This is a genomic window from Amycolatopsis sp. WAC 01376 (assembly GCF_003947415.1).
Taxonomy (GTDB): domain Bacteria; phylum Actinomycetota; class Actinomycetes; order Mycobacteriales; family Pseudonocardiaceae; genus Amycolatopsis.
On record NZ_QHKL01000003.1, the window covers coordinates 933208 to 958579 of the forward strand.

Below are 25372 nucleotides of genomic sequence, written 5' to 3' on the forward strand. Positions count from 1 at the left end.
CGAAACCCGCCGGGTAGGGCCCCTTCTCCATGCTCGTCAGGCCTCCTGGGCCGCCTCTTCCTTGAGCTTGTCCATGTCGATGTCGCGCGCCTGCTGGATGAGGTCTTCCAGCGTCTTCTCCGGGAGGGCGCCCGGCTGCGCGTAGATGACCGTCTTGTCGCGGATCACCGCGAGCGTGGGGATCGAACGCACGTCGAAGGCCGCGGCCAGCTGCTGCTCGGCCTCGGTGTCGACGCTCGCGAAAACGATGTCGTCGTGGTTGCCCGACACCTTCTCGTAGGTCGGCGCGAACTGGCGGCACGGCATGCACCAGCCCGCCCAGAAGTCGATGATCACGAAGTCGTTCTCCGACACGACCTGATCGAAGTTGGCGGCGGTCAGCTCCACTGTGCTCATGTCCGGCGTAACGAATCGGGCGGTACGCGCATTCCCGCGATTGCGCGTAGCGTCTCGGATGGAGCAAACCCAGGTTTCGCAGGAGGCGCAGATGGCCGACGGTGACATCCTCAGCCGGATCGACGAGCTGGTCAGCGAGGAGCACGAACTCCGTTCGCGGGCGATCGGCACCGGGCTGAGCTCGGACGACCGGTCCCGGCTCGCGAGTGTGGAAGAGCAGCTGGACCAGTGCTGGGACCTGCTGCGGCAGCGGCGGGCGCGGGTGGAGTTCGACGAGGATCCGGACCAGGCTTCGGCAAGGCCGATCTCCGAGGTGGAGTCTTACCGGCAGTAGCGGTTTTCGATCCCGGCCGACGCTAGGAACGGTCCGTTCCTTGCGAATTTTGCAAGGAACGGACCGTTCATGGCGCGCGGGCGAGGGAGTGGGGCGCGGGAGGTTGCGAAAGTGGCTTCTGCGACGCGCCATGGCCGATCACCCGCGCGCCCGTGCAATGAAGGGGCCTTTCATAGCAAATTTTGCTATGAAAGCGTCCTTCATTGCACGCGGGCGGGGGGCGGCGTGGGGGTTGCGAAAGTGGCTTTCGCAACGCGCCATGGCTCCAGAAGCGGCTAGGCGCGGGGCCCGGCGAGAGCGCTGACTGGAGTCTCACGGTCCCGAATGTCATGAAAGGGTCGTTCAGGACGAAAAATGTCCTGAACGACCCTTTCATGACACTTGACGAGGCGGTCCGGAGCAGGCTCACGCCGGGCAGAGGGTCCCGTCGACCGGCGCTTTCCCGTCGATCAGGAACGCCCGCGTCGCGTCGGCGACGCACGGCGAGAGGCTCAGCGCCCCGTGTCCGGCGCCCTGCCAGGTGATCGTCACCGCGCTCGGCATCTGGTCGGCGGCCCGGCCGGTGCCCTGCTCCGGCGTGACCGGGTCGGTCGCGGTGCCCGCGACGAGGATCGGCGGCGCGCCCGGGGCTCCGGCGGGCGGGAGTGGTTCGCGGCGGACGGGCCACGGGCTGCACCACGCCAGCTGCTGGGCGGCGAAGACACCGAACTGCGGGTGCTTGTCGCGCAGGGTCGTGGTCGCGCGCGTGAGTTCTTCGGCCGAGAGCCGGGTCGCGCTGTCGTTGCATTTGGTCGCGATCGTGCCGTCCAGCCGCGACGGCCGCGCACGGGAGTCTTTCAGCACGGGTTCGGCGAACGCGGCCAGCGGCGTGACGTCGCCGGTCTGCGCGGTCTTGAGCGCTTCCGCCAGTTCGACCCAGCGTGAGCGTTGCGCGAGCCCGGAGTAGATGGCGTACAGCGCGATCCCCGGCGTGATCTGCGCGCCGTCGGTGGTCGTCGCGGGGGCGGAGCGGAGCCGGTCCGCGACGGCGGTCACGGCCGAACGGGCGTCACCGATCGGGCAGCCCCTCGCGATGCAGTCGGCGCCGAACGCGTCGAGGGTTGCCTGCGCGCTGGCGGCGACGGACTCCTGCACGGCCGCGGCGTCGGGGGCCGGGTCGGGCAGGCCGTCGAGCATCATGCGGCCGACCTGCGCGGGGAACCGCACGGCGTATTCGGCGAGGACCTTCGAACCGTCACCGCGGCCCAGCGCGTGCAGTTTGTCCAGTCCCAGTTGCTTCCGGAGTTCTTCGAGGTCGCCGGCGGCGCGCCAGCTGTCCATCGCGACCTGCGAGTCGTCCAGTTCGATGGCGCATTGCTGGCCGGCCCTGCGCGCCGGGCCGACGACGCCTTCGAGGTCGCCCGCGGCCGGGTCGCCGCCGAGCAGGTCGGTGCGGATCTCCGCCGGGATGCACTGCACCGGCGCGGACGTCCCCGTCCCGCGCCGGTCCACGCCGATCAGGGAGAACTTCTGCAGGAACTCGGGCGGCAGCGTCGCGGCCAGCCGCGCGGCGTACAGCGAGCCCGGCTCACCGTCGATGTCGTTGACCACGGCGAGCGGGATCGGCCCGCCGCCGGTCTTGACCACCGACAGCCGCGACAGGCCGCGGCCGGGCAGGTCCGGCGCGTCGAGCGTGGTGGGCACCCTGGCGCAGGAGAACTTCAGCGTGTCCGGCACGGACGGCTGGCCCAGCCGCTGCCGGGTCGCGTCGTCGCAGTCCTCCCAGTTGATCGACGGCGACCGCGGTTCGGTGAGCGGCGGCAACGGCACCTGCTGCGCTGTCGTCGTGCCGCCGGGGTCGGGTTTGCCGTCGTTGTCGATCACCGCCGGCCGTACCGACGGCCCGGCGGTGCAGCCCGCGAGCACGGCCGTGACCAGGGTCGTCATCAGGATCAGCCGTGGCCTGCGGCGGACGGTGCTGGCGGGGCGCACGGGCTGGTCCTCACTTTCCGGGCATGACAAAAGCTCGTGGACGAGCTTCGCAGGTGACGTGTCAGGCCCCGGTTAGCGGGTGCGTTTCACCTCGCCGCGGAATACCGCGTCCAGGTCGTAGCGGGCGACCTCGTCGAGCTGGGCGTAGGTGCAGGAGTCCGGTTCGCGGTCGGGGCGCCAGCGTTTGAACTGCGCGGTGTGGCGGAACCGCGACGGGTATCCGCCTTCCGTGTGCTCGTAGCCGACCTCGACCACCTTCTCCAGCTTCAGCGGCACCCACGGGGCTTCCTTGGACTTCCACCGGGTGATCCCGCCGGGGATCCGCTGCTTCTCCCTCACGTTGTCACCCAGCCAGGGATGATCGGCGCCATCGGTGATCAGTGGCGCCAGCTCCTCGGCCAGTTCGCGCCGCCGGGTGACCGGGAACGAGCCGACGACACCGGGATGGTGCAGCACGCCGTTCTCGTCGTAGAGCCCGAGCAGGAACGAGCCGACCATTTCACCCGGTTCGCCGTCGACGTGCCAGCGCAGCCCCGCGAGCACGCAGTCGGCGGTGCGCGAATGCTTGTACTTCAGCAGCACGCGTTTGCCGGGGCTGTACGGCTCGTCGAGCGGTTTGCCGATGACGCCGTCGAGCCCCGCGCCCTCGAACAGTTCGAACCAGTGCCGCGCGATCGCCGGATCCGAAGTGGCCGGGGTCAGGTGGATGCCGTCGGAGGCCAGCTTCTCCAGCCGCTCCCGCCGCTTCGACGTGGGTTCGTCCAGATAGGACTCGTCGCCGAGTGCCAGCAGGTCGAACGCGACGAACTCCGCCGGGGTCTGTTCCGCCAGCAGCTTGATCCGGCTTTCGGCAGGGTGGACCCGGTCGGTGAGCGCGTCGAAGTCCAGCTTCCCGCCCCGGGCGACCACCAGTTCGCCGTCCAGCACGATCCGTTCGGGCAGCGCGGCCTTCAGCCGCTCGACGACCTCGGGGAAGTACCGGTTGAGCGGCTTCTCCGAGCGCGATTGCAGCGTCAGCTCGTCACCGTCGCGGAACACCAGGCAGCGGTACCCGTCCCATTTCGGCTCGAACAGCAGCCCGCCGGAATCGGGGATCGCCTTCGCCGGTTTGGCGAGCATCGGCTTGATCGGCGGCGTCAAGGGAAGCGACATGACGGCCATTCTTGCCCTAATGACGTGCTCAGCGCACCCGTTGCGGTGCCGCCGTGTCGAGTTCGATCCGGACGGCGGTCGGCAGCACGTCGACCCCGAGCGATTCCCGCGCGCGGGCCAGCACCGTGCTGTCGAGCTGCTCCCAGACCCGTTTCAGGTCGGTGCCCTCGCTCAGCCAGAGCGTGATCCGCAGCGCCGGGTTCTCCTTGTCGCCGACCGCGCGGACCCTGGCGCGCCCGACGCCGTCGACCGTCTCGGCGTCGACGCGAACGGCCTCGGAGATGGCCGAAGAGGTCACCACGAGGTCTTCGTCGAGTTCGAGGTCCGGACGGCCTTCCGGGCGCAGCGACCGGAAGAACCACCACAGTCCCAGCCACAGCAGGAGGACGCCGAGCACGATGGCACCGATCCGGGCGGCGAGCGCGTGCTGGGACAGCCAGTCGAGGGCGATCGGATCGACGAGCGGCCGGTTCGCACGGTGCGTGCCGAGCCACCCCGCGCCGACCACGACCACCGCGGCCCCGCCGAGCAGCAAGAGGAGTCCGATGAGGACGGTCAGGGTGCGTTCCGTGCCGGTGGACCGGCCGAGTGCCTTGGCGGAGACCGAACGGGTCATCGGCGGTCCTTCGGGGAGTCGACGACGACCGACACCTTCGGCCGCCGCACCAGGGGGACGTCTTCGAGCAGACCGGTGACCGTCTCCAGCAGCCGCGGTCGCAGCTCGCCTTCGGTTTCCAGCCTGCTCGTCGCGCGGACACGGATCTTCTTGGCGGTGGCGGTGACCTTCGCGCCCGCGACGTTTTCCTGCGCGCGCACGGTCACGCCCACCAGCCTCGCCAGTGAACGCGGTGAGGTGGTCACGCTGACCTCGTTCGCCGGATCGGTCAGCCGGATCGCGCGCCGCCCTGCCGAGGCCGCCGCCAGGATCAGCAGCAGTCCCACGACCGCGACGGCGATCGCGAGGTACCGGACGGAGGAAGCGTTCCAGGACAGTTCCGCGAGCCTGTCGCGCCAGCCGTCCCACGGGACGAAGAGCGGTCCGCGCCCCGGCCGCCACCAGCCCCAGCCGACCTCCAGCGCCAGCAGGACCCCGGCGGCGGCCAGCGCCAGCCCGATCAGGGCGGACAGCAGGCGGACGAACAAACGCATACCGGTGCTCCTTCTAGAGTGCTGGTGGTGAACCCGCGGCCGCGATCGACGTCGGCAGGGCGCAACCTGGTCGTCCACGTCGCCGCTGCGAACAGGGCGCCCTGCCACCGCGATAGCGGGGCCTTCGGCCGGGCAGGTTCACGCGTATGGTCGCCTTCCGGGAATACATCTCAGCTCCGCCGAACCGGCTTCTAGCGGACGCGGGGCGCGATGTCGGGCAGGAGCGCGGAGACCGTCACCGAGACGTCCCGGACCTGGTACGAGGTGATCCGCTCGACCTCCTCGGTGACCCTGGCGCGCAGATCGCCGACGATCCGCCGCACCGGCGCCGGATAGTGCAAAGCCACGTCCAGCACGAGGTCGACGTCGTTGCCCTCACCGCCGACCTTCGCGCTCGCGCCGTGGGTCCCCAGCCCGAGCCCGGCGATCCGCCGCTCGGCGCGGGTGGTCCCGTCGACCTGGTCCGCGGCGTGCTGCGCGATCTTGCGGACCACGGCGGGCGCGATGGTGAGGGTGCCGCGATCCTCCGGTTCGGGCGGGACGGTCATTTGTCGCGGCCCCGGCCGAACAGGTCGCCGAGGTCGAGTTCGCCGTCGAGCACGCGGCCGAGGACGAGGCCGATGACGCCGACGGCCAGCGTCACCAGGAACGCGGTGAAGCCCTGGGTCGCGGAGAGGCCGAGGATGAGGCCGGCGAGCAGGCCGGTCTGGGTCCCGTTCATCATTCGACCCGCGAGGTCTCGGTCTCGCCGCCGTTCTCGTCGGGCAGGTGGATGTCGTTGACCGCGATGTTGACCTCGATCACCTCGAGGCCGGTGATCTGCTCGACCTGGCCGATCACGTTGCGGCGCACCGCCCGCGCGACGTCGACGATGCGCGCGCCGTACTCGACGACCACGTCGAGATCGATCGCCGCCTGCTTCTCGCCGACCTCGACCGAGACACCGGACGTGGTGACCGTGCCGGAACCGGGGATGCGCTCACGGATCGCGCCGAAGGCCCGCGAGACCCCGCCGCCGAGCGCGTGGATCCCGGTCACCTCGCGGGTGGCGAGCCCCGCCACCTTCTGCACCACCACCGACGAGATCGTGGTCTTGCCGGCGGCTCCTTCCTCGTTGAGGGACGACCCCGTGACCAGGGTGTCGGGCTTGCTCGCGCTCGGCTGCGCCATGAAGTTCGCTCCTTCTCGGCCTGTGCCGCGCGACCTGCGCGCGCGGCGCTCCCTACGCTCTCACCGACCTGGACACGCGCGCATGCCGAGCCGTCACGCGATGTCCCCCGAATGGGGTAATCAGTGCCGGGATTCAGTCGGGGTGCACGTCGACGACGTGGACGTTGATCGCGGGCGGTGGCGACCCGAGCTGGCCGGTCAGTGCCGCGCCGACCCGGCGGCGCAGGACGTCCGCGACCGTCGCTTCGACGCCGAACCGGATGGTGACCAGCACCTGCAGCACGTCCTCTTCGAGCGCGACGGCCGAAACGTGGACCCCGCCGAGGTCACGGCCGATCTCGGCGGCGACCTTCCTGGTCATCAGCACCAGCGCCCGTTCCGACACCTGGGTCTTGCCGCCCGCCGAAGGCAGGTCGAGCGGGGCGGTGGTGTGCTTGCCGCGGACGCCGCCGACCGAGCGGAGCACCCGTTCGACGAGTCCCGGCGGCGTCGGCACCGGACGGCTCGCGGCGGCGCGTACCTGCTCCCACCGGGGGTCGTCGCGCGGATCCTCGCTCATCACCGTTCCCCGGGTCGGAAGTTGTCACCGAGTTTCGCCAGCAGCGCGACCCTGGCGCGGTGCAGGCGGGCGCGCAAAGCGGGCACGCTGACTTCCAGAACCTCGGCCACCTCGTCGTAGGTCATCCCCTCGAATTCTCGCAGAATCAGCGGGATCCGCTGGCCGACGTCCAGTTCGGCGATCGCGCGCAGCACCCTGCCGACCTGCTCGGCGCTCACCACCTGACCCTCCGGACCAGGCACGACACCCGCGTCGCCCTCGTCGAGCGGCACGGTCGGTTTCCGCCGCCGGACCTGCCCGAGCGCGCCGTTCGTCGTCACCCGGTAGAGCCAGGTGGACACCGCGGACTCGAACCGGAACCGGGGCAGCGCACGCCACGCGGAGAGCCAGGCCTCCTGGACGACGTCCTCGGCTTCCGACGCGCTGCCGGTGATCCGCAGCGCCACGCGGTACATCCTGGCCGTATGCCGCCGGACCAGGGTGTCGAAGGCATCGTGGTCCCCGGCGGCGGCCCGGGCCACCAGTTCTTCGTCCGGAACCGGCGCGGCCTCGTTCACCCGCTCTCCCGGCGGCGATAGCGCAGCATGGTGAAGCCGTCTTCGAAGAGCGCGGACGCGAGGTCCATCCGGCGCGGTTCCGGGGCGGGACGGCCGTGGGCGATCCGGCTTTCGCCCGCGCCCGCCAGCAGCGGGGCGACGGTCAGGCACAACTGGTCGACGAGGTCGGCCGCGATCAGGTCGGCGAACAGCGTCGGCCCGCCCTCGCAGTCGACGCGGCGCAGCCCGCGCTCACCCAGCAGGTCGAGCGCCCGGTGGAGGTCGACGTCCTCGACTCCCGCGACGAGTACCTCGGCCCCCGCCCGCTCCAGCGCGCCGCGCGGCGCCTTCTCGGTGGTGATGACGATCGGCGGGACCTTGGTGTCGGTGAACAACGGGCCCGCGGGGTCGAGTTCACCGGAACGGGTCACCACCGCGATCGGCGGGACCTCGGACAGCCCGAGCGAGACCCGGCGGGCCGCGCGTTCGGGACTGACGCGCGCACCGCGGTAGCCCTCGGCGCGTGCCGTGCCGGCACCGACCAGGATCACGTCGGAAAGCAGCCGCCCCAGCAGGAAGATCCGCTTGTCCGCGGGGTGCGAAAGGCCCTCGGACAGCTCGTCGACCGCCGCCGCGCCGTCGGCGGAGCTGACGAAGTTGACCTGGACCCAGGAACGGGTCAGGCCTTCCGGGTACCCGTAGAGCCGCTCGAGGTCGGCGTCGGAGACGGGTTCCGCCGGTGTCGTTGGCCACAAAAGCTGCACACCGACATCCCAGCACGCGTCCGACGGCACCGCTGAGCGGGGGATACGCCCGGTCAGGGAGGGTGAACGGCCGACGCCGGTGCCGTTACCCTCGGCGAATGCCCGCCCGCCTGATCGATCGCCGTCCGGAGCTGTCCGCCGACGAGCTGATCACCGCGATCGTCCCGCCGCCCCGGTTCGACGCGGTCCGGTTCTCCACCTACGTGCCCAATCCGGACGAGCCGAGCCAGGCCGAGGCCGTCGTCACCTGTGGCGAGTTCGCGAAGCGCGTGGCGGAGGCGTCGAACCGGAAGCCGAAGTCGAAGCTGCGCGCGTTGTTCGGCGGCGGGGACGAGGCGCCGTCCGGACCGAGGGGGCTCTATCTCGACGGTGGTTTCGGCGTCGGCAAGACGCACCTGCTCGCCTCGACGTGGCACGAGACGCCGTCGCCCAAGGCGTACGGGACCTTCGTGGAGCTGACCCACCTCGTCGGCGCCCTGGGTTTCGCCGAGGCGGTGCGGCGGCTCTCCGAACACCGGTTCCTGGCGATCGACGAGTTCGAACTCGACGACCCCGGCGACACCATGCTCGTCACCCGGCTGCTGCAGGAGCTCATCTCGGCGGGTGTCTTCGTGGCGGCGACCTCCAACACGCTGCCGGACAAACTCGGCGAGGGCCGGTTCGCCGCGGCGGACTTCCTGCGCGAGATCCAGTCGCTGTCCGCCCGGTTCGGCGTCTGCCGGGTCGACGGCCCGGACTACCGCCACCGCGGCCTGCCGGACGCGCCGCCGCCCGCGACCGCGGCGGAGCTGGAAGCCTCCGCCGCCACACATCCCGAGTCCACTGTGGACGATTTCGACGCGTTGTGCGAACACCTCGGCGGGTTGCATCCTTCGCGCTACGGCAGGCTTCTCGACGGCGTGACCCGGGTGCACCTGCGCGACATCCACCCGGTTCCCGACCAGAACGTCGGACTTAGGCTGGTCGCCTTCGCCGACCGGCTCTACGACCGCGCGATCCCGCTGGTGGTTTCGGGCGAACCGGTGCCGGACCTGTTCACCGAGGAGATGGTGAACGGCGGCTACCGCAAGAAGTACCTGCGTGCCGTCAGCCGTCTGACGGCACTGGCGCGCGACGCCGTGCAGCCCAGGTGAGCAGCATCCACGTCGCGCAGACGGTCGCGACGGCGAACAGCGTGCCGCCCACGACGTCGGTCAGGTAGTGGTAGCCGAGGCCGATCATGCCGATCGTGACCCCGCCGAGCACCACCGCGCCCACGACCGCGATGACGGCCGTCGCGACCCCGGGGCGGGCGAGCAGGACGAGCACGGTCAGCACCGCGACCAGCGCGACGGTATGCCCGCTCGGGTAGGCGAGGTAGGTGTACTTCCAGCGGTCGAAGAGCGGTTTGAGCACCCAGGTGTTCGCGAGGATCGCGACGAGCGGGCCCACGATGGTCAGCACCGCTTCGAGCCGTCGCCCGCCGATCAGGCAGAGCACGGCGGCGAGGACCGCGACCGGGATGAGGACGTAGGCCTCGGTCGGCAGCACCAGTAACCGGAGAAGGCCGGTGTCGCGGCCGAAGGTGCGCTCCACCCATTTGACGGCGAGCTCGTCGGGGCCGGAAAGGCCTTCGCCCGAGACCAGCATCCCGAGCACGACCATGATCACCGCGCAGGTGACCGCGACCAGCCCGTACGGCGCTCTTCCGCTCATCCGGCGAGATTACGTGACAGGTGATCAGTCACCATGCAGGGACGGCTCGCGAGGACGAAGGGGGTTTCGATGCGGATCAGTGTGGTCGGTGGCGGCGTGATCGGGCTGAGCTGCGCGCACCGGCTGGCCCGGGCCGGGCACGACGTCACGGTGCTCACCGACGCCGGCCCGGGCGAGACGACGTCGGCGGTCGCCGGTGGCGTGCTCTTCCCGCCGTTGGCGGCGAACTCCGGCCGGGTCGATCGCTGGACCGCGGCGAGCGTGGAGGAGTACCGCTCGCTCGGTGCGCCCGGGATCCGCATGATCCGGGGGACCTACCTCGTCCCGCGCGAGGCGCCGGTGCCGTCGTGGGCGTTCTCGATGCCCGGCCTCGACCACGAACCCGGGCGGCTCACCTTCACGACCGCGGTGGTCGACACCCCGGTGTATCTCGCCTGGCTCGCCGGCGAGGTCGCCGCGCTGGGCGCGCGCACCGAACGCCGCACCGTCACGCGACTGGACGACCTCGACGCGGAGCTCGTGGTGAACGCGGCCGGGCTAGGCGGCGGGCGGCTGGCGGGGGACGGCACCGTGGTGCCGGTCGGCGGCCAGGTCGTCCATCTCGCCGATCCGGGGCTGACCGAATGGATCGTCGACGGGGCCACCCCGGTGCTGCGGCACGTGATCCCGCACGGACGGCACGTCGTCTGCGGCGGCACGCAGGAACCGGGGCGCGACTCCGTCGAACCCGATCCCGGGGTGACCGCCGACATCGTGCGGCGGTGCCGCGAACTCGTGCCCGCGCTGGCCGACGCGCCCGTGCTGGGCGCGAAAGTGGGGCTGCGTCCCTTCCGGCCCGAGGTCCGGCTGGAGCGGGAAAGGCGTGTCGTGCACTGCTACGGGCACGGGGGCGCCGGGATCACGGTGGCCTGGGGATGCGCGGACGACGTGCTGGCCCTGGTGTGACGACCCCGCATTCAGAGGACTAAACGCGTTGGGCCAAGTCGGGCCCGGCAAAGTCGTCTACTCGCTGGTCAAGGGGTGGCGGAGGGCTCGTCACAGCCAGAGAAAATGGGGGTCCGTTGGAGCGCATTGCGGGGGATCGTGAGTGGTAACGAGCGTTAGAACGACACTTGCCACTCACGGTCCCCGTCCAAATGCGGGCGGGTCAGAGGGCGGCGAAGGCGGTGAAGTCCGCTTCGGTCTGATCCGCGTAGCGCACGGCGTAAGCTCCGATGGCCTCGTCTAGGTCTTCGTCGTCCTCGAAGTACCCCGCCAGCATCCGCGGATGCAGTGACCGCGCGTGCGCCCGCGCCAGCAACGCGCCCGCCAGGCGGCCGTAGTCGTCGAGGTGGTCCTTCTTCAGTTCCGCCGGATCGATGTCGCCCTTGAGGTTCCGGAACTGCCGCACGATGTACGGCACGCCGTCGATGGTGGTCCAGCCGAGCAGGATGTCGGTCTCGGCCTGCACGAGCCGCGCGCCCTCGACGATCCGCCGGCCCTCGTGCTCCGGCGAAGCCAGCCCGAGATACGGCGCCAGTGTCGACGGGCTGGCCTGTTTCACTTGCAGTACAAGGTCTTCGCCCGAGTTTCCATGTAGCAGTGCGACGTAGCTGCGCAGCCCGACGCTGCCGGTGCCGACCACCCGGAAGGCCACATCGGACACCCGGTACCGCGAGATCAGCGTCCGCCGCGACTCGCGCAGGGTGTCCACATAGGACACCAAACCGGTGACGACCGCTTCCGCCGTCGCGTCGTCGACGTGCGTGAGCACCGGCGGGTCCTCGACGAACCGGTGCCGTTCGAGGCCGGTCTCGTGGTCGTCGATCCGCCGGGTCCATTTCGCGGTGACCTTGGCGCTGGTGTTCTTCCGCGCCTTCTCGGCCGCTTCCTCGAAGTCGTCGATCAGGTCGTGCGCCTTGACCTCGCTCAGCACCGACGCGTCCGGCAGCGCGTTCCACGAGCGCAGGAACGGCAGTTCCGCCAGGCCCCGGATGGTGCGCCGGTACGACTTCACCGCGTCTTCGGCGGCCTCACGGCAGCCTGATTCGCCGATGCCGCCTTCGCGTCCGGCCAGGACGAGACTCGCGGCGAGCCGCTTGAGGTCCCACTCCCACGGGCCCGGCACGGATTCGTCGAAGTCGTTGATGTCCATGACGATCTGGCCTTCTGGCGTGCCGTACAGCCCGAAGTTCGCGGCGTGCGCGTCCCCGCAGAGCTGCGCCGTCAGCCCCGACGACGGCGACCCCGCCAGATCCGCGGCCATCAGACCGGCGGTGCCGCGGTAGAAGGTGAACGGCGACGCGAGCATGCGCTCGCGCCGCAGTTCCACCAGTTCCGGCAGACGGCCTTCGTTGGTTCGCGCGAAGAACTCCGCCACGCTCGGCCGGCCCTCACCCGCCGCCGCGTGATCGTGCGCGGACGTCGGCGCCTCGGTCCGCAGCGCCTTGCCCCTGGCGAACCAGTCCTCCGGCGACACCGTCTCGGTGCCGACCAGCGGCCGTTCCACCCACTCCCGCTCGTCTCCCATGGACAGGCAACGTACAGCCCGCCCGAAAGGTTCACCGGGTCCTGACGACCTCCGTGATGGCGTCGATACCGCGGTCGAGTTCCTCGCGTGTGATCACCAGCGGCGGCGCGATCCGCAGCGTGTGGTCGTGGGTCTCCTTGCACAGCACGCCGCGTTCGGCCAGCGCGGTGGACGCCTCCCGGCCGGTCGGCCCGCCGGGCGCGATGTCGATCCCCGCCCAGAGCCCGCGCCCGCGGACCTCGGCGAGCCCGTTGCCGACCAGTTCGCCGAGCCGCGAGTGCAGGTGGGCGCCCAGTTCCCGCGAGCGCTCCTGGAACTCGCCGGTCTTCAGCAACCCGACCACGGCCCGTCCGACCGCACAGGCGACCGGGTTCCCGCCGAAGGTGGAGCCGTGTTCACCCGGTCGCAGCACGCCGAGCACGTCCTTGCCGCCGACCACGGCCGACACCGGCATGATGCCGCCGCCGAGCGCCTTGCCCAAGGTGTAGATGTCGGCGCGGACGCCTTCGTGGTCGAGCGCGAGGACGGTGCCGGTGCGGGCGAGACCGGACTGGATCTCGTCGGCGATCAGCAGGACGTTGTGCTCGTCGCACAGCCGCCGCGCCTCGGCGAAGTAGCCGGCGGGCGGCACGATCACGCCCGCCTCGCCCTGCACCGGTTCCAGCAGGATCGCGGCGGTGCGTTCGGTGATGGCGTCGCGCAGCGCTTCGGCGTCGCCGTACTTGACCGTGACGAAGCCGGGGGTGAACGGGCCGAAGTCGGCGCGCGCGGTCTCGTCGGTGGAGAAGGACACGATGGTCGTCGTCCGGCCGTGGAAGTTGGAGCCGGCGACGACGATCTCCGCGGTCCCGTCGGGGACACCCTTGACGCGGTACGCCCACTTCCTGGCGATCTTCACCGCGGACTCGACGGCTTCGGCGCCGGAGTTCATCGGCAGGGCCATCTCGGTGCCGGTCAGCTCGGCGAGCTCCTTGCAGAACAGCCCGAGCTGGTCGTGGTGGAAGGCGCGGGAGGTCAGCGTCACCCGGCCGAACTGTTCGACCGCGGCGGCGATGAGCCCGGGGTGGCGATGCCCGAAGTTCAGCGCGGAATAGCCGGAGAGGAAGTCGAGGTAGGTCTTGCCCTCGACGTCGGTGACCGAAGCGCCCTCGGCGGTGGCGATCACCACGGGCAGGGGGTGGTAGTTGTGCGTGCTCCACTGCTCGTCGAGCGCGATGAAGTCGGCGGTCGTCATGCGTTCAGGTTAGATGCCCATCCGTCTGCTTTCATCCGGGAAACGTTGCTTTGACCCGTTGTTCGTTGCGTATCGACTCCTTCGGGTGGTGAAATCGTGCATCGGCGTACTCGATCACCGCAGGCGCGGGATCCGGACCGCGGTTATCGTCGCCGGATGGCGAAAAAGGACACCGTCTCCGTCCGGGACACGCTGCGGATCGGCAAGGGGACCGAGCGGCACGATCCGGGCTCGTTCCCGATCGGGCCGCACAAGAAGCCCAAGGGGCTGAAAGACCTCGCCGACGCCGGCGGCAAGCTCGCCAACCTGCAGGAGGCCCTCTACGCGGAGGGCGTCGGCGGGGGGAACCGCAGCGTCCTGCTGGTGTTGCAGGGGATGGACACCTCCGGCAAGGGCGGCACGGTCGGCCACGTCCTCGGCCTGGTCAACCCGATGGGCGTGCGGTACGCGGGGTTCAAGAAGCCGACCGCGACCGAGCGGCGTCATCACTATCTGTGGCGGATCCGCAAACAGCTCCCCGTGCCGGGGCAGGTCGGCGTCTTCGACCGTTCGCACTACGAGGACATCCTGGTCCCGCGCGTGCAGAAGCTGGTGCCCGCCGCGGAATGGCGCAAGCGCTACGCCGAGATCAACGAGTTCGAGCAGGAGCTGACCGAGGCGGGCACGAAGATCGTGAAGATCTTCCTCGACATCTCGCCGGAGGAGCAGCTGAAGCGGCTCAAGGCGAGGTTGGAGACCCCGGAGAAGTGGTGGAAGTACAACCCCGCCGATCTCGACGCGCGTGCCCAGTGGAACGACTACCAGAAGGCCTACGCCGACATCTTCGCCAAGACCTCCACGGCGGCCGCGCCCTGGTACGCCGTCCCGGCGAACCGTAAGTGGTACCGCAACTGGCTGGTCGCGCGGCTGCTGATCGAGACGATCGAGGAGATGGACCCGAAGTTCCCTCCGGCCGACTTCGATCCCGAGACGGAGATCGAGAAGCTGGAAGGCGTTGGCGTACCGGGCTGAGCGTCTGAGAGAGTGCGGAAGTGACCGACACCAGCCTCGAAGATCTCCCGTTCCTCCGCCGCCAGGCCCGTACTCAGCGCTTCACCCTCGGCGCGCCGAAAGAGTTCAAGGTCGCCCCGGACGGTTCCCGCATCCTGTTCCTGCGGTCCGAGTCCGGTACCGACCCCCGGCACAGCCTGTGGTCGTTCGACGTCGCGTCGGGTGAGGAAACGAAGCTGGTCGACGCCGCCGAACTGCTGCCCGGTGAAGAGGACCTGCCGCCCGAGGAGCGTGCCCGCCGCGAGCGCAGCCGGGAGACCGGAGGCGGCGTGGTCGGCTACGCGGTCGACGACGCCTTCACCGTCGTCGCGTTCTCGCTTTCGGGCAAGCTCCACACCCTCGACCTGGCCACCGGCGCGGTGGCGGTGCTGGTCGAGGGTTCGGTCGTCGACCCGCGGCCCAGCCCGGACGGCACCCGGGTCGCCTACGTCCGGGACCGGCGGCTGCGGGTGATCGACCGCGCCACCGGTGAGGATCGCGTGCTCGGCGGTGAAGACAGCGAAGACGGCGAGGACATCGCGTGGGGGCTCGCGGAGTTCATCGCGGCCGAGGAGATGGACCGCACCCGCGGCTACTGGTGGGCTCCGGACGGGAAGAGCCTGCTGGCCGAACGCTCCGATCGCGCGAACGTGCCGCGCTGGACGATCGCCGATCCGGCCAATCCGCAGTCGCCGGCCAACGTCGTCGCGTACCCGGCGGCGGGCACCACGAACGCGGACGTGACGCTGGCGATCCTCGGGCTCGACGGCTCGCGAGTCGACGTCGCGAAGACCGACTGGGAGTACCTCGCCGCGGTGCACTGGTCGGCGGCAGGTAAGCCGCTGCTGTCCGTGCAGTCGCGTGACCAGCGGAAGCTCGAGATCCAGGCGGTCGACCCGGCGGACGGCTCGGTCGAGGTCCTGCACACCGAGACCGACGAGCACTGGGTCGAGCTCGCGGCGGGCGTCCCGGCGTGGACCACCGATGGCCGTCTGGTCCGGGAGAGTGCCGCCGACGGCGACCACCGGCTCGTCATCGACGGGGTCGCGGTCACCCCGCCCGGATTGCAGGTGCGGTCGATCCTGCACGTCGGTGACGAGGTGCTGTTCAGCGCGTCGGAGGCCGATCCCACGCAGATCCACGTCTTCCGCACCGAAGGCGGCGAGCTCCGCCGTCTGTCCACTGAGGACGGTGTGCACGTCGGCTCCGGGAACACCTCGCTGACCGTGCTCTCGTCGTGGAGCCTGGAGCGCAGCGGCCCGGTGGTGACCGTCGTCTCCGGTGAGAAGACGGTGGCGCGTATCGGTTCCTACACCGTCGACCCGGACGTCGTGCCGAACCTGACCTGGCTGACGCTGGGGGAGCGGGGCCTGCGTGCCGCGCTCGTGCTGCCGACCGGATACGAGGAGAGCGAAGGCAAGCTCCCGGTGCTGCTCGACCCGTACGGCGGCCCGCACGCCCAGCGTGTCCTGCAGACCCGCAACGCCTTCCTGACCCCGCAGTGGTTCGCGGACCAGGGGTTCGCGGTGCTGGTCGCCGACGGGCGCGGGACGCCAGGCCGGGGTTCCGCGTGGGAAAAGGAGATCGCGGGCAAACTCGCCGACGTCACCCTGGCCGACCAGGTCGACGCCCTGCACGCGGCGGCCGCGCTCCATCCGGAGCTGGATCTGGAACGGGTCGCGATCCGCGGCTGGTCCTACGGCGGCTACCTGTCCGCGCTGGCCGTGCTGCGCCGTCCCGACGTGTTCCACGCCGGTGTCGCGGGTGCGCCGGTGACCGATTGGTCGTTGTACGACACGCATTACACAGAGCGTTATCTCGGGCTTCCGCAGGAGGAAACGGCCGCGTACGAACACAACTCGCTGATCGCCGGCGCCGGCGACCTTTCGCGGGCGCTGCTGATCGTGCACGGACTGGCCGACGACAACGTTTTCGTGGCCCACTCGTTGCGCCTGTCGTCGGCCTTGCTCGCCAAGGGACGCGCGCACGTGTTCCTGCCGCTGGCCGGCGCGACGCATATGACGCCGCAAGCCGAAGAGGTCGCGGAGAACCTGATGCGCACGCAGGTGGACTGGATCGTGCGTGAGCTGTCCGGTGCCGCGGTCAAGAGCGAGGAGAACGCATGAAACGGTGGGGCATCACCATTCCGCTGACCGGGGTGCCGCTCGCGGCGCACAAGGAGCTGGTGCAGGAGCTGCCGGACCTCGGCTACACCGACGCGTGGTCGGCCGAGACGGCGGGCAACGACGCCTTCACCCCGCTGGTGCTGGCCTCGCAGTGGGCGCCACAGCTGCGGCTGGGCACCGCGATCGTGCCGGTGTACACGCGCGGACCCGGGCTGCTGGCGATGAGCGCGGCGACCGTCGCGGAACTGGCGCCCGGCCGGTTCGTGCTCGGCATCGGCGCGTCGTCGCCGGTGATCGTGAAGAACTGGAACGCCGCCGAGTTCGAGGCCCCGTTCGCGCGCTCCCGGGACACCCTGCGGTTCCTGCGGTCGGCGCTGGCGGGGGAGAAGGTCACCGAGGAGTACGAGACCTTCTCCGTCGGCAAGTTCCGGCTGGAGCGGCCCGCGGACCCGCCGCCGTCGATCATGCTCGCCGCGCTGCGGCCGGGGATGCTGCGGCTGGCCGCGAAGGAAGCCGACGGCGCCATCACCAACTGGCTCGCCGCCTCCGACGTGCCGAAGGTGCGGGCCGAGATCGGTCCGGACACCGAACTGGCCGCGCGGATCTTCGTGTGCCCCACCGAGGACAAGGCCGCCGCACGCGGCCTCGGCCGGATGCTCATCTCGAGCTACCTGACCGTGCCCGTGTACGCGGCGTTCCACGAATGGCTCGGCCGCGGCGACGCGCTCGCGCCGATGCACGAGGCGTGGGCCTCCGGCGACCGGCAGAAGGCGAACCAGGTAATCCCGGACGAGGTCGTCGACGACCTGATCGTCCACGGCAGCCTCGACTCCTGCCGCGAGCAGGTGCAGTCCTATGTGGACAACGGGCTGACGACGCCGATCATCGCGCTGCTGCCGACGGGGGAGGATCCCTTCGCTCAGGTGCGGGGTCTGGCTCCGCGCTGACCGGTCCACCGGCCGCTATGAACGGTCCGTTACTTGCAAAATTTGCAAGTAACGGACCGTTCATAGCGCGCGTGCGAGGGCTCAGACGACGTTGAACAGCTCGTCGTACCTGGACACCATCATGTGCGACCCCTTGATCTCCGAGGTCGTCGCCGCGTCCAGCACCCCGGCTTCCTCGGCGTAGGTCGCGCCCCCGGAAGGTCCGAGCGGTAGCGAGATCATCGGCCCGCCCGGAGTGTGGGTCCGCAGTTCGCCGCCTTCGATCAGCGCCCGGATGTTGGCCACGACGACCTCCGCGTGGTCGCCCGCCACCTTCGCCAGCTTCCCTTCCGGCAGCGCGGTGATGTCGCCGAGCGCGAAGACCCGCGGCTGTCCCGGAAGCCGCAGGTCAGGCGCCACGTCCACCTGCCCGTTCGCTTGCCTCGCGGCCGCCAGTTCGCCGGAGAGGTATGCGGTGTGCGGAGCGCCGCCGTAGCACTGGAACCACAGGTCGGCGGTCACTTCGCCGCCGCCGGTGAGTCCCGAGGTGAACGTCTTGGCCTGCCCCGGTTCCGAGACCGGGGGCTCGGTCAGCGAAGTGCCGAGCAGGAGTTCGACGCCCAGATCGTCGAGCTGACGGCGGATCTCCGCGCGGAACTCCTCCGGGAAGCCGGGCAGGATCTCCTTCGCCGGGTCGACGATCGTCACGGCCTTGTCCGGCCACACCGCCTTGATCTCACCCGCCAGTTCGAGGCCCACCGGGCCCGCGCCGAGCAGCAGCACCTTGTCCGTGCCCACGAGTTCCTCCCGCGTGGCACGGATCTTCGCCTTCGCCGACGCGCTGTCGTGGAAATCGATCTTCGCCGGGAACGGGTACGCCGAACCGGTCGCCAGCACGACGTAGTCCGGGGTGAGCCGCTCGCCGGACGCGAGCGTGACACCGTCCTGGTCGACGCTCACCGCGCGGTCGCGGAGCACTCGTCCCCGTTCGAGAAGCCGGGCGTACGGGTAGAAGAGCCGATCCGTCCACTCGGGATCGACGAGCCCGCGCAACGCGGCGACGTGGTGGACGAAATCCTCGCGCGGTTCGACGAGAACGACGTCGGCGAACGAGTCGAGCTCTTTGGCGACGGTGGTGCCGCCGTATCCCCCGCCGATGACGGCCACGGTCGTGGTCATGAGATCCCCCTAGTTCGTAGTGCGTAATGTTCGTACTGCGAACTACAGTAGTTCGTACTCCGAACGATCGTCAAGTAGACTCCGGTCATGACCACGGCCGAAGACCTCGGATTCGCGACGGCGCTGGTGCGGCTTTCGCATCTGGTGCAGCGGGCTTTCATCGACGTCGGCCGGTCGCACGACCTCACACCGCAGCAGGCGCAACTGCTCTGCGTGCTGGCACAGGGGGAGTCGGGTGTCGGGATGACCGACCTCGGCAAGATGCTGAACCTGGAGAAGTCCAGTGTCACCGGCCTGGTGGATCGGGTGCAGCGGCGGTCGCTCGTCGAACGGGTCGCGGATTCCGGTGATCGCCGCGCGCTGAAGATCACGCTGACGGAAGAGGGCCTCCGGCTCGCGAACGCCGCGCACGAGGGTGTCGTCGAGAAACTGGAGGAGATGGCGGCCGATCTCCCGGCCGAACAGCGTGAGGCGGTCGCGGCGGCCGTGTGGCGGATGGCGCCCGAAGACTGATTCAGGTCCAGATCGCGCCGGCGAGCAGGAGTCCCGCCGCCGCGGCGCCGATCCCGGCGACCATGGTGACGCCGACGTTCAGCACGGCCCGCGGGCGCGCCTTCTCGGTGAAGAGGCGCAGCGTTTCGTAGCCGAAGGTCGAAAAAGTGGTGAGCCCGCCGCAGAAGCCGACGGCCACCAGTGAGCGGATCCCGTCCGGCTGCCCGCCGTGCAGTGCCCAGCCGGTGAGGACCCCGAGGACCGACGAGCCCACGATGTTGACCGCCAGCGTGCCCCACGGGAAGGCGGTACCTCGCCACGCCCGCAGCCGGAGATCGGTCAGGAAACGGACGATCGCACCGAAACCACCGCCGAGCGCGACGAAGAGAACGGTCACTTCTTCACCGCGCGAGTGATTTCGTGCCCGGCGTAGACCGCTACCAAAGCGGCCGCCACCGTGCCGGACGCGTACGCCAACCCGGTGAACGGACGCCCGTTCGTCACAAGATCGAGTGTGTCCGTCGCGTACGTCGAAAACGTGGTGTAACCGCCCAGGATCCCGATCCCGAGGAAGGGGCGCAGCAGCCGGTGCGGGTCTTCCGCCGCGGTCAGCGACGCCATCAGGACACCGATCAGCAGACAGCCGGAAACGTTGATGGCGAAGGTGGAAAGCGCGAATTGGCCCCGGGAATGGGGGATCGCGAGCGACAGCCCGTAGCGGGCGAGGCTGCCCAGCGCGCCACCCGCGCCGACGGCCGCGAGCACGTCCCATCGCGGGCGGGGAACGGATGCCGCATCAGCCATGGATGGCAGCTTAGAACCGCTGTCCGGGTGAACTCGCGCCGCGGTGTCGAAGATCGCTCGGCAGGCCGTTTTTCCCTTCTGGACAGTGAATTTTCTCGACACGTGTCGTAGGCTCGGTGGCGCTCCAGACCGATTTTCGGTCCGTCCGCTCGTCTGAGAAAAAGGTGGCAGGATGGCACAGGAACAGTCAGGTACGCAGGCTCCCGACAGTGGTTTGCTGCTGGAGGTCGAAATGATCCCGACCGCGGTCGACCGCGGGAAGGCCAACGGCGCGGCCGCCGACAACGACGGCAACGACGGCTGAGTGCCCGAAACGCCGACGCTGGCTGACCTCGTGGCTCCGCTCGGGGTCAGCCAGTTCTTCCAAGACGTCCAGGGCGAGACCTATCGCCGTTTCGAAGGCCGCGCAGGCCGGTTCGCCGACCTGCTGCCGTGGCCGGCGCTGAACGCGATCCTCCGGCAGCATCGCCTCGAATTCCCGAGGCTGCGCCTCGCGCTCGACGGCACCCCGGTGCCCATGGAGAGCTACACCGATCTCGTCCCCACCCGCCGCAGTGGCACCGTCCCGCGGCTGCGAGCCGCTCCGTTCACCGAACAGCTCCGCGGCGGCGCGACGATGGTGCTCGACGCCATCCAGGAACTCAGCGACCCGATCGGCGACCTCGCCAGGGGGCTCGAACACGACCTCCGTGAGAGCGTCCAGGTCAACCTGTACGCGGGCTGGGGCGTCACCCACGGCTTCGACGTGCACTGGGACGACCACGACGCGTTCATCATCCAGGTCGCCGGCCGCAAACGCTGGCGGATGCACGGCCCGACCAGGCCCGCTCCGCTGCACCGCGACGTCGAACAGCCCGACCGGCCCGGTGAGCCGATCGACGACTTCATCCTCGAAGACGGCGGCGTCCTCTATGTCCCGCGCGGGCACTGGCACGACGTCACCGCGGTGGGGGAGATGTCACTGCATCTCACGCTCGGTTTCAGCCCGGCCACCGGGATCGACCTGGTGTCCTGGCTCGCCGACAAGCTCCGGGCGAGCACCGTGTTCCGTCAGGACCTCCCGAGGTTCGGGACGGAGGAGGAGCGGGCGGCCCGTGCCGCCGCATTGCGCGCGGAACTGGAAGCCACGCTGACCGCCGGCGTCCTCGACAGGTTCCTCACCGAGCGCGACTCGTCGGCCCCGGCGCATCCGCGGGTCGGGCTGCCGTGGGCGGCGACCTCCGGGCTGTTGCCCGACGGCGACGAGACCGAGGTCCGCTTCCTCGTCCCGCGGGCGGTGCTCGAAGAAGGTGACGGCCGGGTGACCCTGCTCGCGGACGGCAAACGGTTCGTCTTCGCGGGCGCCGCGGCCCCGCTGCTGAAAGCGCTGCTCGACGGCACGCCGCAGGCGGTCAAGCGACTCGCCGAACTGTCCGAACTCGATCGAGGGACCGTGCGGACCTTCCTCGGCGAGCTCACCACGCAGGGGCTCCTCTCGATCGGCTGAAAGTCACAGGGGACGAGAAGTGTGAAGGGAGGCCGGGCGGGGTAAGCTAAGGCATGCCTAAGGTGAAGTCCGGAGCGGTCGGCCGATGACCGCTCAGCTCTCGGACACTCCAGCGCCGCCCGCCGCTTTGCCGGGCTGCGCCACCGTCGCGCGCATGCTGGGCGCGAACCCCGCCGGCACCGCGGCGGACATGCGCTGCTGGCTGCTCATCGAGCAGCCGGGCCCCTGGCCGGCGGACGCGCTGGAAAACGTCCTCGACGAGGCATTCCCCGCCGAGCGCCGCGAGCTGCTCGAGAACTTGAGACGGTCCCACGGGCTCCGTCCGCTGCTGATCCGGCGCCCCGGCAAACATCGTCGCGACCCGGACAGCCCTCGTGCCGTCTACGTCGGCGGAGGCGAACCGGGAAACCGCTGGCTGGAGCGGCTGGAGATCCGCGACCTGCGTGAACTGGCCGAGCTGGACCTCGAAGCGGTCGCGGCCCGCGTCGGCGGGCTCGGCACCCGAGTGGACGGGCCGCTGTTCCTGGTCTGCACGCACGGCACCAAGGACATGTGCTGCGCGGTGCTCGGCCGCCCGCTGGCCTCGACGCTCAACACCAATCACCCAGGCAGGGCCTGGGAGGTCAGCCACGTCGGCGGTGACCGCTGGGCGGGCAATCTCCTGGTGGTCCCCGACGGTTTCCTGCACGGCCAGCTCAACCCGGCCGAAGCGGCGCTGGTCGCCAAGGCAGCCCTTCGCGGTCAGGTCGAGCCGGAGCAGCTTCGTGGCCGCACGTCCGCCCGGACGGCGTGGGCGCAGTTCGCGGAGATCGCGCTCCGGCGGCAGCTGGACCTGCCAGGCCTGGACGACGTGCTCGCCGTCCAGGAGGAGCCGCTGCTCGAATCCGACGCGCGGGTGGTCACCGTGCGCGGCGGCCAGGACTTCTACTCGGTGACGGTGCGCCGCCGGTCGGCGACGCCGCGCGGGGAGAGCCGGTGCGCGGGGCTGATCCAGCCCGCCGGGTACGTGACCGAGGAGATCACGAAGCTCTGACTCGCGTCTAGTCCTCTGGATGCGGTAGTTGCGCGCGCAACTACCGCATCCAGAGGACTAAACGCTGCGAAGATCACCCGCGTTCGAACATCTGTTTGACACCTGTCTAGAACATGTGTTCGACTGGCCGGGTGCGATGGGATCGACAGCGGGCGGACGGCGGCGAGCCGGTGCTGCCCGGATTGGACGGGTTGCTGCGCTCGGTGCGCACGCCCGAGTTCGACGGCGTCACCTTTCACGAGGTGCACGCCAAATCCGTGCTGAACAAGGTTCCCGAGGGGTCGGGTGTCCCGTTCGGATGGACGGTGAACCCGTACCGCGGTTGTGCTCACGCGTGCACGTACTGCCTCGAGGGCGGGACGCCGGTCCTGATGGCCGACGGCCGGACGAAGGCGCTGGCGGACCTGGCGCCCGGTGACGCGATCTACGGGACGCGCGGGCGCGGCGCTGGGCGGCGGCTGGTGCCCACGGAGGTGCTCGCGCACTGGTCGACGCTGAAACCGGCGTACCGCCTGACCCTCGAAGACGGAACGTCCATCGTGGCCAGTGGCGACCACCGGTTCCTGACCGGCCGCGGCTGGAAACACGTCACCGGCACCCGGTTCGGCGCGGCACAGCGGCCGCATCTGGTCGGTGGCACCGAGCTCGTCGGCGTCGGGAAACTCGCCCGCACCCCGGACGACACCCTCGGCTATCGCGCCGGGTACCTGTGCGGGATGTTGCGCTCCGGCGGGTTCTCGGCCGAGAAGGACGCCGCGGACCGCGCGCTGAGGTATCTGCCCGATTTCGGCGCGTCGGTCGGTTTCGTGCAGGTGCCGCCTTCGCCGGATTCCCATTGGCGGCGCGGCTTCCTGGCCGGGTTGTTCGATCTCTCCGGGAGTTACCGGCACGGCGCGCTGCGCGTCACCCACGACGAGCAGGACATCGTCTCGACCTTCTGCGCCGCTCTCGACAACTTCGGCTTCCGTTACGTCAAAACCGAAAACGCCAAGTTCAGTCCGCTGTGGACGGTGCAGCTCCTCGGCGGGCCGTCGGAGGAGGTGCGGTTCCTCCACCTCTCCGATCCGGCCGTCGGCTGGAAGCGGTCGCTGGACGGCCTCGTCATCGGCCGGACCAGGCGGAAGGTGACGTCCATCGAACCGCTGGGCATCGAGCTGCCGCTGTTCGACATCACCACCGGCACCGGCGACTTCATCGCCGACGGCATGGTCACGCACAACTGCTTCGCCCGGAACACCCACACGTACCTGGACTTCGACGCCGGACGCGATTTCGACACGCAGGTGATCGTGAAGGTCAACGCGCCCGAGGTACTGGCCGCGCAACTGCGGCGGCCGAGCTGGACCCGCGAGCATGTCGCGATGGGCACGAACACCGATCCCTATCAGCGCGCCGAAGGCCGGTACAAGCTGATGCCGCGCATCATCACCGCACTGGCCGATTCGGGTACGCCACTGTCCATCCTGACCAAGGGCACGGTGCTGGCCAGGGATCTGCCGTTGCTGGAGTCGGTGTCGAAGGACGTGCCCGCCGGGCTGGCGATCTCACTGGCGCTGCTCGACGAGGACCTGCAACACCGGCTGGAACCGGGGACGCCGAGCCCGCGGGCGAGGCTCGACCTGATCCGCAAGGCGCGGGACGCCGGGCTCCCGTGTTCGGTGCTGGTCGCCCCCGTGCTGCCGTACCTGACCGATTCGGTGGAGGCGCTCGACGCCTTGTTCTCGCGGCTGGCCGAGGCCGGCGCCACGCGGGTCACCGTCCTCCCGCTGCACCTGCGGCCGGGCGCGCGGGAATGGTTCGCGCGCTGGCTCGGCAGGGAACATCCGGAGCTGGTGCCGAAATACCGCGAGCTGTACGCCCGCGGTGCCTACCTGCCGAAGTCCTATCGGGAGCGGCTGGGCACCCGCGTCGGCCCACTGCTGCGCCGTCACGGCTTCGGTTCCCGTGCGGACGACGGGGACCGCATGCAGGTGACGATGCCTGTGCAGCGTTCGGGAGAGGTGGTGATCCCGGCGGCGGAGCAGCTCAAATTGCTGTAGGGCGGCATCGCACGCCACTTTCGCCCCTCGTGACCGAAAGTCCGCACATTTTCTTACCGCGCAACGGATTCGGCCGTTCGGCGCAGTGACTTGGCGGAAAACCTTTTCGTGATTAATCTCAATGGGACGAAGGCGAGGAGGTGCCTGTTGACCACCCGTACGGATCGCACCGCCGCTGTCCGCATCGCCTGGGCCGCGACCAAGCTGACCAGAGCGGGCAGACACCCCATCGCCATCGGCAGACTCGCCGCCACCGTCGGCATGGCCCCGGACGAAGCCCACCGCCTGATGGATCTGATGGGTTTCGTCATCCGTGACGGCCTGGTCGTGATGGACCGCGGCTCGCGCCCGGCCGAGCGCGCGGGCTCCGACCGGTATCGGGTCGACCTGTTCCTGCTGGCCGTCGCCACCGGTGAACCGGTGCACGCGGATTCGGTCTGCCCGGCGACCGGAGCACGGGTCCGCGTCCACTTCACCCGCGAGAGGGTCTTGAGCGTCGATCCGCCGCATGCCGTCGTCGCCGCGTCGCGGCTGTCCGGGATCGACCTCGCGCTCGGCCAGGACTACGTCGAGGCGCTGGTCTGCACGCAGTTCTTCGCGTCAAAGGAGGCGGCCTCGGGCTGGCTGCTGGAGAACATCGACGGCCGGGTCCTGTCCGTCCGCGACTATCTGGCGCACACCCGGCGGATGGTCGCGGCGCTGGAGTCCTGGCCGAGCCTCTGAGCCACCGGGCTTGTACCTGGTCGCGAGGCATCCGGGGTGATTCGTTAGCCTTTGACGTCGGCGCAG

29 protein-coding genes are annotated in these 25372 nt (G+C 70.0%); 12 read left to right on the top strand and 17 right to left on the bottom strand.

What is annotated here, in order from left to right; translation table 11 throughout:
- Positions 1 to 36: 36 nt before the first annotated feature.
- Positions 37 to 396, bottom strand: a complete 360-nt coding sequence (locus DMH03_RS21200; protein WP_125780364.1) for a co-chaperone YbbN — start codon at positions 394 to 396, stop codon at positions 37 to 39.
- A gap of 91 nt (positions 397 to 487) precedes the next feature.
- On the opposite strand from DMH03_RS21200, the gene DMH03_RS21205 reads away from it, so the two are divergent.
- Entirely contained in the window at positions 488 to 730 is a 243-nt protein-coding gene (locus DMH03_RS21205) for a DUF2630 family protein (protein ID WP_125794009.1), read from the top strand.
- 405 nt (positions 731 to 1135) lie between these two features.
- Here the strand turns inward: DMH03_RS21205 and DMH03_RS21210 are convergent, their stop codons facing one another.
- From DMH03_RS21210 to DMH03_RS21255, 10 genes are all read right to left on the bottom strand, one after another.
- Positions 1136 to 2701 (bottom strand): alpha/beta hydrolase, encoded by a 1566-nt coding sequence (locus tag DMH03_RS21210; protein ID WP_125793703.1) that lies wholly within the window; start codon positions 2699 to 2701, stop codon positions 1136 to 1138.
- A 72-nt stretch (positions 2702 to 2773) separates the two neighbouring features.
- Entirely contained in the window at positions 2774 to 3853 is a 1080-nt protein-coding gene (locus tag DMH03_RS21215; protein ID WP_125793704.1) for an ATP-dependent DNA ligase, read from the bottom strand.
- A gap of 28 nt (positions 3854 to 3881) precedes the next feature.
- A complete protein-coding gene (gene amaP, locus DMH03_RS21220; RefSeq protein ID WP_125793705.1) occupies positions 3882 to 4469 on the bottom strand; it encodes an alkaline shock response membrane anchor protein AmaP in 588 nt (195 codons plus the stop codon).
- Positions 4466 to 5002: a DUF6286 domain-containing protein gene (locus DMH03_RS21225; RefSeq protein ID WP_125780374.1), complete on the bottom strand. Its 537-nt coding sequence runs from the start codon at positions 5000 to 5002 to the stop codon at positions 4466 to 4468. The genes amaP and DMH03_RS21225 overlap by 4 nt, the downstream gene beginning before the upstream one ends.
- 191 nt (positions 5003 to 5193) lie before the next feature.
- Complete coding sequence (locus DMH03_RS21230) at positions 5194 to 5550, bottom strand: Asp23/Gls24 family envelope stress response protein (RefSeq protein ID WP_125793706.1); 357 nt, start codon at positions 5548 to 5550, stop codon at positions 5194 to 5196.
- Positions 5547 to 5726 (bottom strand): hypothetical protein, encoded by a 180-nt coding sequence (locus tag DMH03_RS21235; RefSeq protein WP_199748989.1) that lies wholly within the window; start codon positions 5724 to 5726, stop codon positions 5547 to 5549. The genes DMH03_RS21230 and DMH03_RS21235 overlap by 4 nt, the downstream gene beginning before the upstream one ends.
- Positions 5723 to 6172 (bottom strand): Asp23/Gls24 family envelope stress response protein, encoded by a 450-nt coding sequence (locus tag DMH03_RS21240; protein ID WP_125780378.1) that lies wholly within the window; start codon positions 6170 to 6172, stop codon positions 5723 to 5725. Before DMH03_RS21240 ends, DMH03_RS21235 begins: the two co-directional genes overlap by 4 nt.
- A gap of 133 nt (positions 6173 to 6305) precedes the next feature.
- A complete protein-coding gene (locus DMH03_RS21245; RefSeq protein ID WP_125793707.1) occupies positions 6306 to 6731 on the bottom strand; it encodes a hypothetical protein in 426 nt (141 codons plus the stop codon).
- Positions 6731 to 7288 (bottom strand): RNA polymerase sigma factor, encoded by a 558-nt coding sequence (locus DMH03_RS21250; RefSeq protein ID WP_125793708.1) that lies wholly within the window; start codon positions 7286 to 7288, stop codon positions 6731 to 6733. The genes DMH03_RS21245 and DMH03_RS21250 overlap by 1 nt, the downstream gene beginning before the upstream one ends.
- Entirely contained in the window at positions 7285 to 8031 is a 747-nt protein-coding gene (locus DMH03_RS21255) for a pyrimidine reductase family protein (protein WP_125793709.1), read from the bottom strand. The genes DMH03_RS21250 and DMH03_RS21255 overlap by 4 nt, the downstream gene beginning before the upstream one ends.
- 98 nt (positions 8032 to 8129) lie before the next feature.
- On the opposite strand from DMH03_RS21255, the gene zapE reads away from it, so the two are divergent.
- Positions 8130 to 9164, top strand: a complete 1035-nt coding sequence (zapE, locus tag DMH03_RS21260; RefSeq protein ID WP_125793710.1) for a cell division protein ZapE — start codon at positions 8130 to 8132, stop codon at positions 9162 to 9164.
- Here the strand turns inward: zapE and DMH03_RS21265 are convergent.
- On the bottom strand, positions 9118 to 9726 hold the full coding sequence (locus tag DMH03_RS21265; RefSeq protein ID WP_125793711.1) for a phosphatase PAP2 family protein: 609 nt from the start codon (positions 9724 to 9726) through the stop codon (positions 9118 to 9120). The two genes, zapE and DMH03_RS21265, sit on opposite strands and share 47 nt — an antisense overlap.
- Before the next feature lie 69 nt (positions 9727 to 9795).
- Between DMH03_RS21265 and DMH03_RS21270 the strand changes: the two genes are divergently transcribed.
- The gene (locus DMH03_RS21270) at positions 9796 to 10671 is read left to right on the top strand and encodes an FAD-dependent oxidoreductase (RefSeq protein ID WP_125793712.1); all 876 of its coding nucleotides are present in this window, start codon (positions 9796 to 9798) and stop codon (positions 10669 to 10671) included.
- Positions 10672 to 10873: 202 nt separating this feature from the next.
- On the opposite strand, the gene DMH03_RS21275 is transcribed toward DMH03_RS21270, so the two are convergent.
- Both DMH03_RS21275 and rocD read right to left on the bottom strand, forming a co-directional pair.
- Positions 10874 to 12235, bottom strand: a complete 1362-nt coding sequence (locus DMH03_RS21275) for a DUF2252 domain-containing protein (RefSeq protein ID WP_125793713.1) — start codon at positions 12233 to 12235, stop codon at positions 10874 to 10876.
- Positions 12236 to 12266: 31 nt separating this feature from the next.
- Complete coding sequence (rocD, locus tag DMH03_RS21280; protein ID WP_125793714.1) at positions 12267 to 13469, bottom strand: ornithine--oxo-acid transaminase; 1203 nt, start codon at positions 13467 to 13469, stop codon at positions 12267 to 12269.
- Positions 13470 to 13625: 156 nt separating this feature from the next.
- On the opposite strand from rocD, the gene DMH03_RS21285 reads away from it, so the two are divergent.
- From DMH03_RS21285 to DMH03_RS21295, 3 genes are read left to right on the top strand one after another with little or no spacing between them, the layout of a single operon-like run.
- Positions 13626 to 14480, top strand: coding sequence for a PPK2 family polyphosphate kinase (locus DMH03_RS21285; protein ID WP_125793715.1), 855 nt, complete (start codon positions 13626 to 13628; stop codon positions 14478 to 14480).
- Between the two features lie 20 nt (positions 14481 to 14500).
- Positions 14501 to 16624, top strand: a complete 2124-nt coding sequence (locus tag DMH03_RS21290) for a prolyl oligopeptidase family serine peptidase (protein ID WP_125793716.1) — start codon at positions 14501 to 14503, stop codon at positions 16622 to 16624.
- On the top strand, positions 16621 to 17571 hold the full coding sequence (locus DMH03_RS21295; RefSeq protein ID WP_125793717.1) for an LLM class F420-dependent oxidoreductase: 951 nt from the start codon (positions 16621 to 16623) through the stop codon (positions 17569 to 17571). The genes DMH03_RS21290 and DMH03_RS21295 overlap by 4 nt, the downstream gene beginning before the upstream one ends.
- A gap of 81 nt (positions 17572 to 17652) precedes the next feature.
- Here DMH03_RS21295 and DMH03_RS21300 read toward each other — a convergent pair whose 3' ends face one another.
- The gene (locus tag DMH03_RS21300; protein WP_125793718.1) at positions 17653 to 18729 is read right to left on the bottom strand and encodes an NAD(P)/FAD-dependent oxidoreductase; all 1077 of its coding nucleotides are present in this window, start codon (positions 18727 to 18729) and stop codon (positions 17653 to 17655) included.
- A gap of 87 nt (positions 18730 to 18816) precedes the next feature.
- Between DMH03_RS21300 and DMH03_RS21305 the strand changes: the two genes are divergently transcribed.
- The gene (locus DMH03_RS21305) at positions 18817 to 19242 is read left to right on the top strand and encodes a MarR family winged helix-turn-helix transcriptional regulator (RefSeq protein WP_125780403.1); all 426 of its coding nucleotides are present in this window, start codon (positions 18817 to 18819) and stop codon (positions 19240 to 19242) included.
- Position 19243: 1 nt separating this feature from the next.
- On the opposite strand, the gene crcB (DMH03_RS21310) is transcribed toward DMH03_RS21305, so the two are convergent.
- Together crcB (DMH03_RS21310) and crcB (DMH03_RS21315) are read right to left on the bottom strand one after the other, a co-directional pair.
- Positions 19244 to 19618 (bottom strand): fluoride efflux transporter CrcB, encoded by a 375-nt coding sequence (gene crcB / locus DMH03_RS21310; protein ID WP_125793719.1) that lies wholly within the window; start codon positions 19616 to 19618, stop codon positions 19244 to 19246.
- Positions 19615 to 20025: a fluoride efflux transporter CrcB gene (gene crcB, locus DMH03_RS21315; protein WP_125793720.1), complete on the bottom strand. Its 411-nt coding sequence runs from the start codon at positions 20023 to 20025 to the stop codon at positions 19615 to 19617. Before crcB (DMH03_RS21315) ends, crcB (DMH03_RS21310) begins: the two co-directional genes overlap by 4 nt.
- A gap of 172 nt (positions 20026 to 20197) precedes the next feature.
- Between crcB (DMH03_RS21315) and DMH03_RS42880 the strand changes: the two genes are divergently transcribed.
- The 5 genes from DMH03_RS42880 to merB all read left to right on the top strand — a co-directional run bounded on the left by DMH03_RS42880 (position 20198) and on the right by merB (position 25306).
- On the top strand, positions 20198 to 20329 hold the full coding sequence (locus DMH03_RS42880; protein WP_255431246.1) for a hypothetical protein: 132 nt from the start codon (positions 20198 to 20200) through the stop codon (positions 20327 to 20329).
- Entirely contained in the window at positions 20330 to 21511 is a 1182-nt protein-coding gene (locus DMH03_RS21320; RefSeq protein ID WP_125793721.1) for a cupin domain-containing protein, read from the top strand.
- A gap of 85 nt (positions 21512 to 21596) precedes the next feature.
- Complete coding sequence (locus DMH03_RS21325) at positions 21597 to 22544, top strand: sucrase ferredoxin (RefSeq protein WP_125793722.1); 948 nt, start codon at positions 21597 to 21599, stop codon at positions 22542 to 22544.
- 131 nt (positions 22545 to 22675) lie between these two features.
- A complete protein-coding gene (locus DMH03_RS21330) occupies positions 22676 to 24583 on the top strand; it encodes an intein-containing Rv2578c family radical SAM protein (RefSeq protein WP_199748955.1) in 1908 nt (635 codons plus the stop codon).
- A gap of 147 nt (positions 24584 to 24730) precedes the next feature.
- On the top strand, positions 24731 to 25306 hold the full coding sequence (merB, locus tag DMH03_RS21335; RefSeq protein WP_125793723.1) for an organomercurial lyase: 576 nt from the start codon (positions 24731 to 24733) through the stop codon (positions 25304 to 25306).
- The last annotated feature ends 66 nt before the right edge of the window (positions 25307 to 25372 follow it).

What these genes read in the sequence shown, in the direction of transcription:
- DMH03_RS21200 (WP_125780364.1), bottom strand. Translation starts at nt 396, where the DNA reads ATGAGCACAGTGGAGCTGACCGCCGCCAACTTCGATCAGGTCGTGTCG.
- DMH03_RS21205 (WP_125794009.1), top strand. Translation starts at nt 488, where the DNA reads ATGGCCGACGGTGACATCCTCAGCCGGATCGACGAGCTGGTCAGCGAG.
- DMH03_RS21215 (WP_125793704.1), bottom strand. Translation starts at nt 3,853, where the DNA reads ATGTCGCTTCCCTTGACGCCGCCGATCAAGCCGATGCTCGCCAAACCG.
- amaP (WP_125793705.1), bottom strand. Translation starts at nt 4,469, where the DNA reads ATGACCCGTTCGGTCTCCGCCAAGGCACTCGGCCGGTCCACCGGCACG.
- DMH03_RS21225 (WP_125780374.1), bottom strand. Translation starts at nt 5,002, where the DNA reads ATGCGTTTGTTCGTCCGCCTGCTGTCCGCCCTGATCGGGCTGGCGCTG.
- DMH03_RS21230 (WP_125793706.1), bottom strand. Translation starts at nt 5,550, where the DNA reads ATGACCGTCCCGCCCGAACCGGAGGATCGCGGCACCCTCACCATCGCG.
- DMH03_RS21235 (WP_199748989.1), bottom strand. Translation starts at nt 5,726, where the DNA reads ATGATGAACGGGACCCAGACCGGCCTGCTCGCCGGCCTCATCCTCGGC.
- DMH03_RS21240 (WP_125780378.1), bottom strand. Translation starts at nt 6,172, where the DNA reads ATGGCGCAGCCGAGCGCGAGCAAGCCCGACACCCTGGTCACGGGGTCG.
- DMH03_RS21245 (WP_125793707.1), bottom strand. Translation starts at nt 6,731, where the DNA reads ATGAGCGAGGATCCGCGCGACGACCCCCGGTGGGAGCAGGTACGCGCC.
- zapE (WP_125793710.1), top strand. Translation starts at nt 8,130, where the DNA reads ATGCCCGCCCGCCTGATCGATCGCCGTCCGGAGCTGTCCGCCGACGAG.
- DMH03_RS21265 (WP_125793711.1), bottom strand. Translation starts at nt 9,726, where the DNA reads ATGAGCGGAAGAGCGCCGTACGGGCTGGTCGCGGTCACCTGCGCGGTG.
- DMH03_RS21270 (WP_125793712.1), top strand. Translation starts at nt 9,796, where the DNA reads ATGCGGATCAGTGTGGTCGGTGGCGGCGTGATCGGGCTGAGCTGCGCG.
- DMH03_RS21275 (WP_125793713.1), bottom strand. Translation starts at nt 12,235, where the DNA reads ATGGGAGACGAGCGGGAGTGGGTGGAACGGCCGCTGGTCGGCACCGAG.
- rocD (WP_125793714.1), bottom strand. Translation starts at nt 13,469, where the DNA reads ATGACGACCGCCGACTTCATCGCGCTCGACGAGCAGTGGAGCACGCAC.
- DMH03_RS21285 (WP_125793715.1), top strand. Translation starts at nt 13,626, where the DNA reads ATGGCGAAAAAGGACACCGTCTCCGTCCGGGACACGCTGCGGATCGGC.
- DMH03_RS21295 (WP_125793717.1), top strand. Translation starts at nt 16,621, where the DNA reads ATGAAACGGTGGGGCATCACCATTCCGCTGACCGGGGTGCCGCTCGCG.
- DMH03_RS21300 (WP_125793718.1), bottom strand. Translation starts at nt 18,729, where the DNA reads ATGACCACGACCGTGGCCGTCATCGGCGGGGGATACGGCGGCACCACC.
- DMH03_RS21305 (WP_125780403.1), top strand. Translation starts at nt 18,817, where the DNA reads ATGACCACGGCCGAAGACCTCGGATTCGCGACGGCGCTGGTGCGGCTT.
- crcB (WP_125793720.1), bottom strand. Translation starts at nt 20,025, where the DNA reads ATGGCTGATGCGGCATCCGTTCCCCGCCCGCGATGGGACGTGCTCGCG.
- DMH03_RS42880 (WP_255431246.1), top strand. Translation starts at nt 20,198, where the DNA reads ATGGCACAGGAACAGTCAGGTACGCAGGCTCCCGACAGTGGTTTGCTG.
- DMH03_RS21325 (WP_125793722.1), top strand. Translation starts at nt 21,597, where the DNA reads ATGACCGCTCAGCTCTCGGACACTCCAGCGCCGCCCGCCGCTTTGCCG.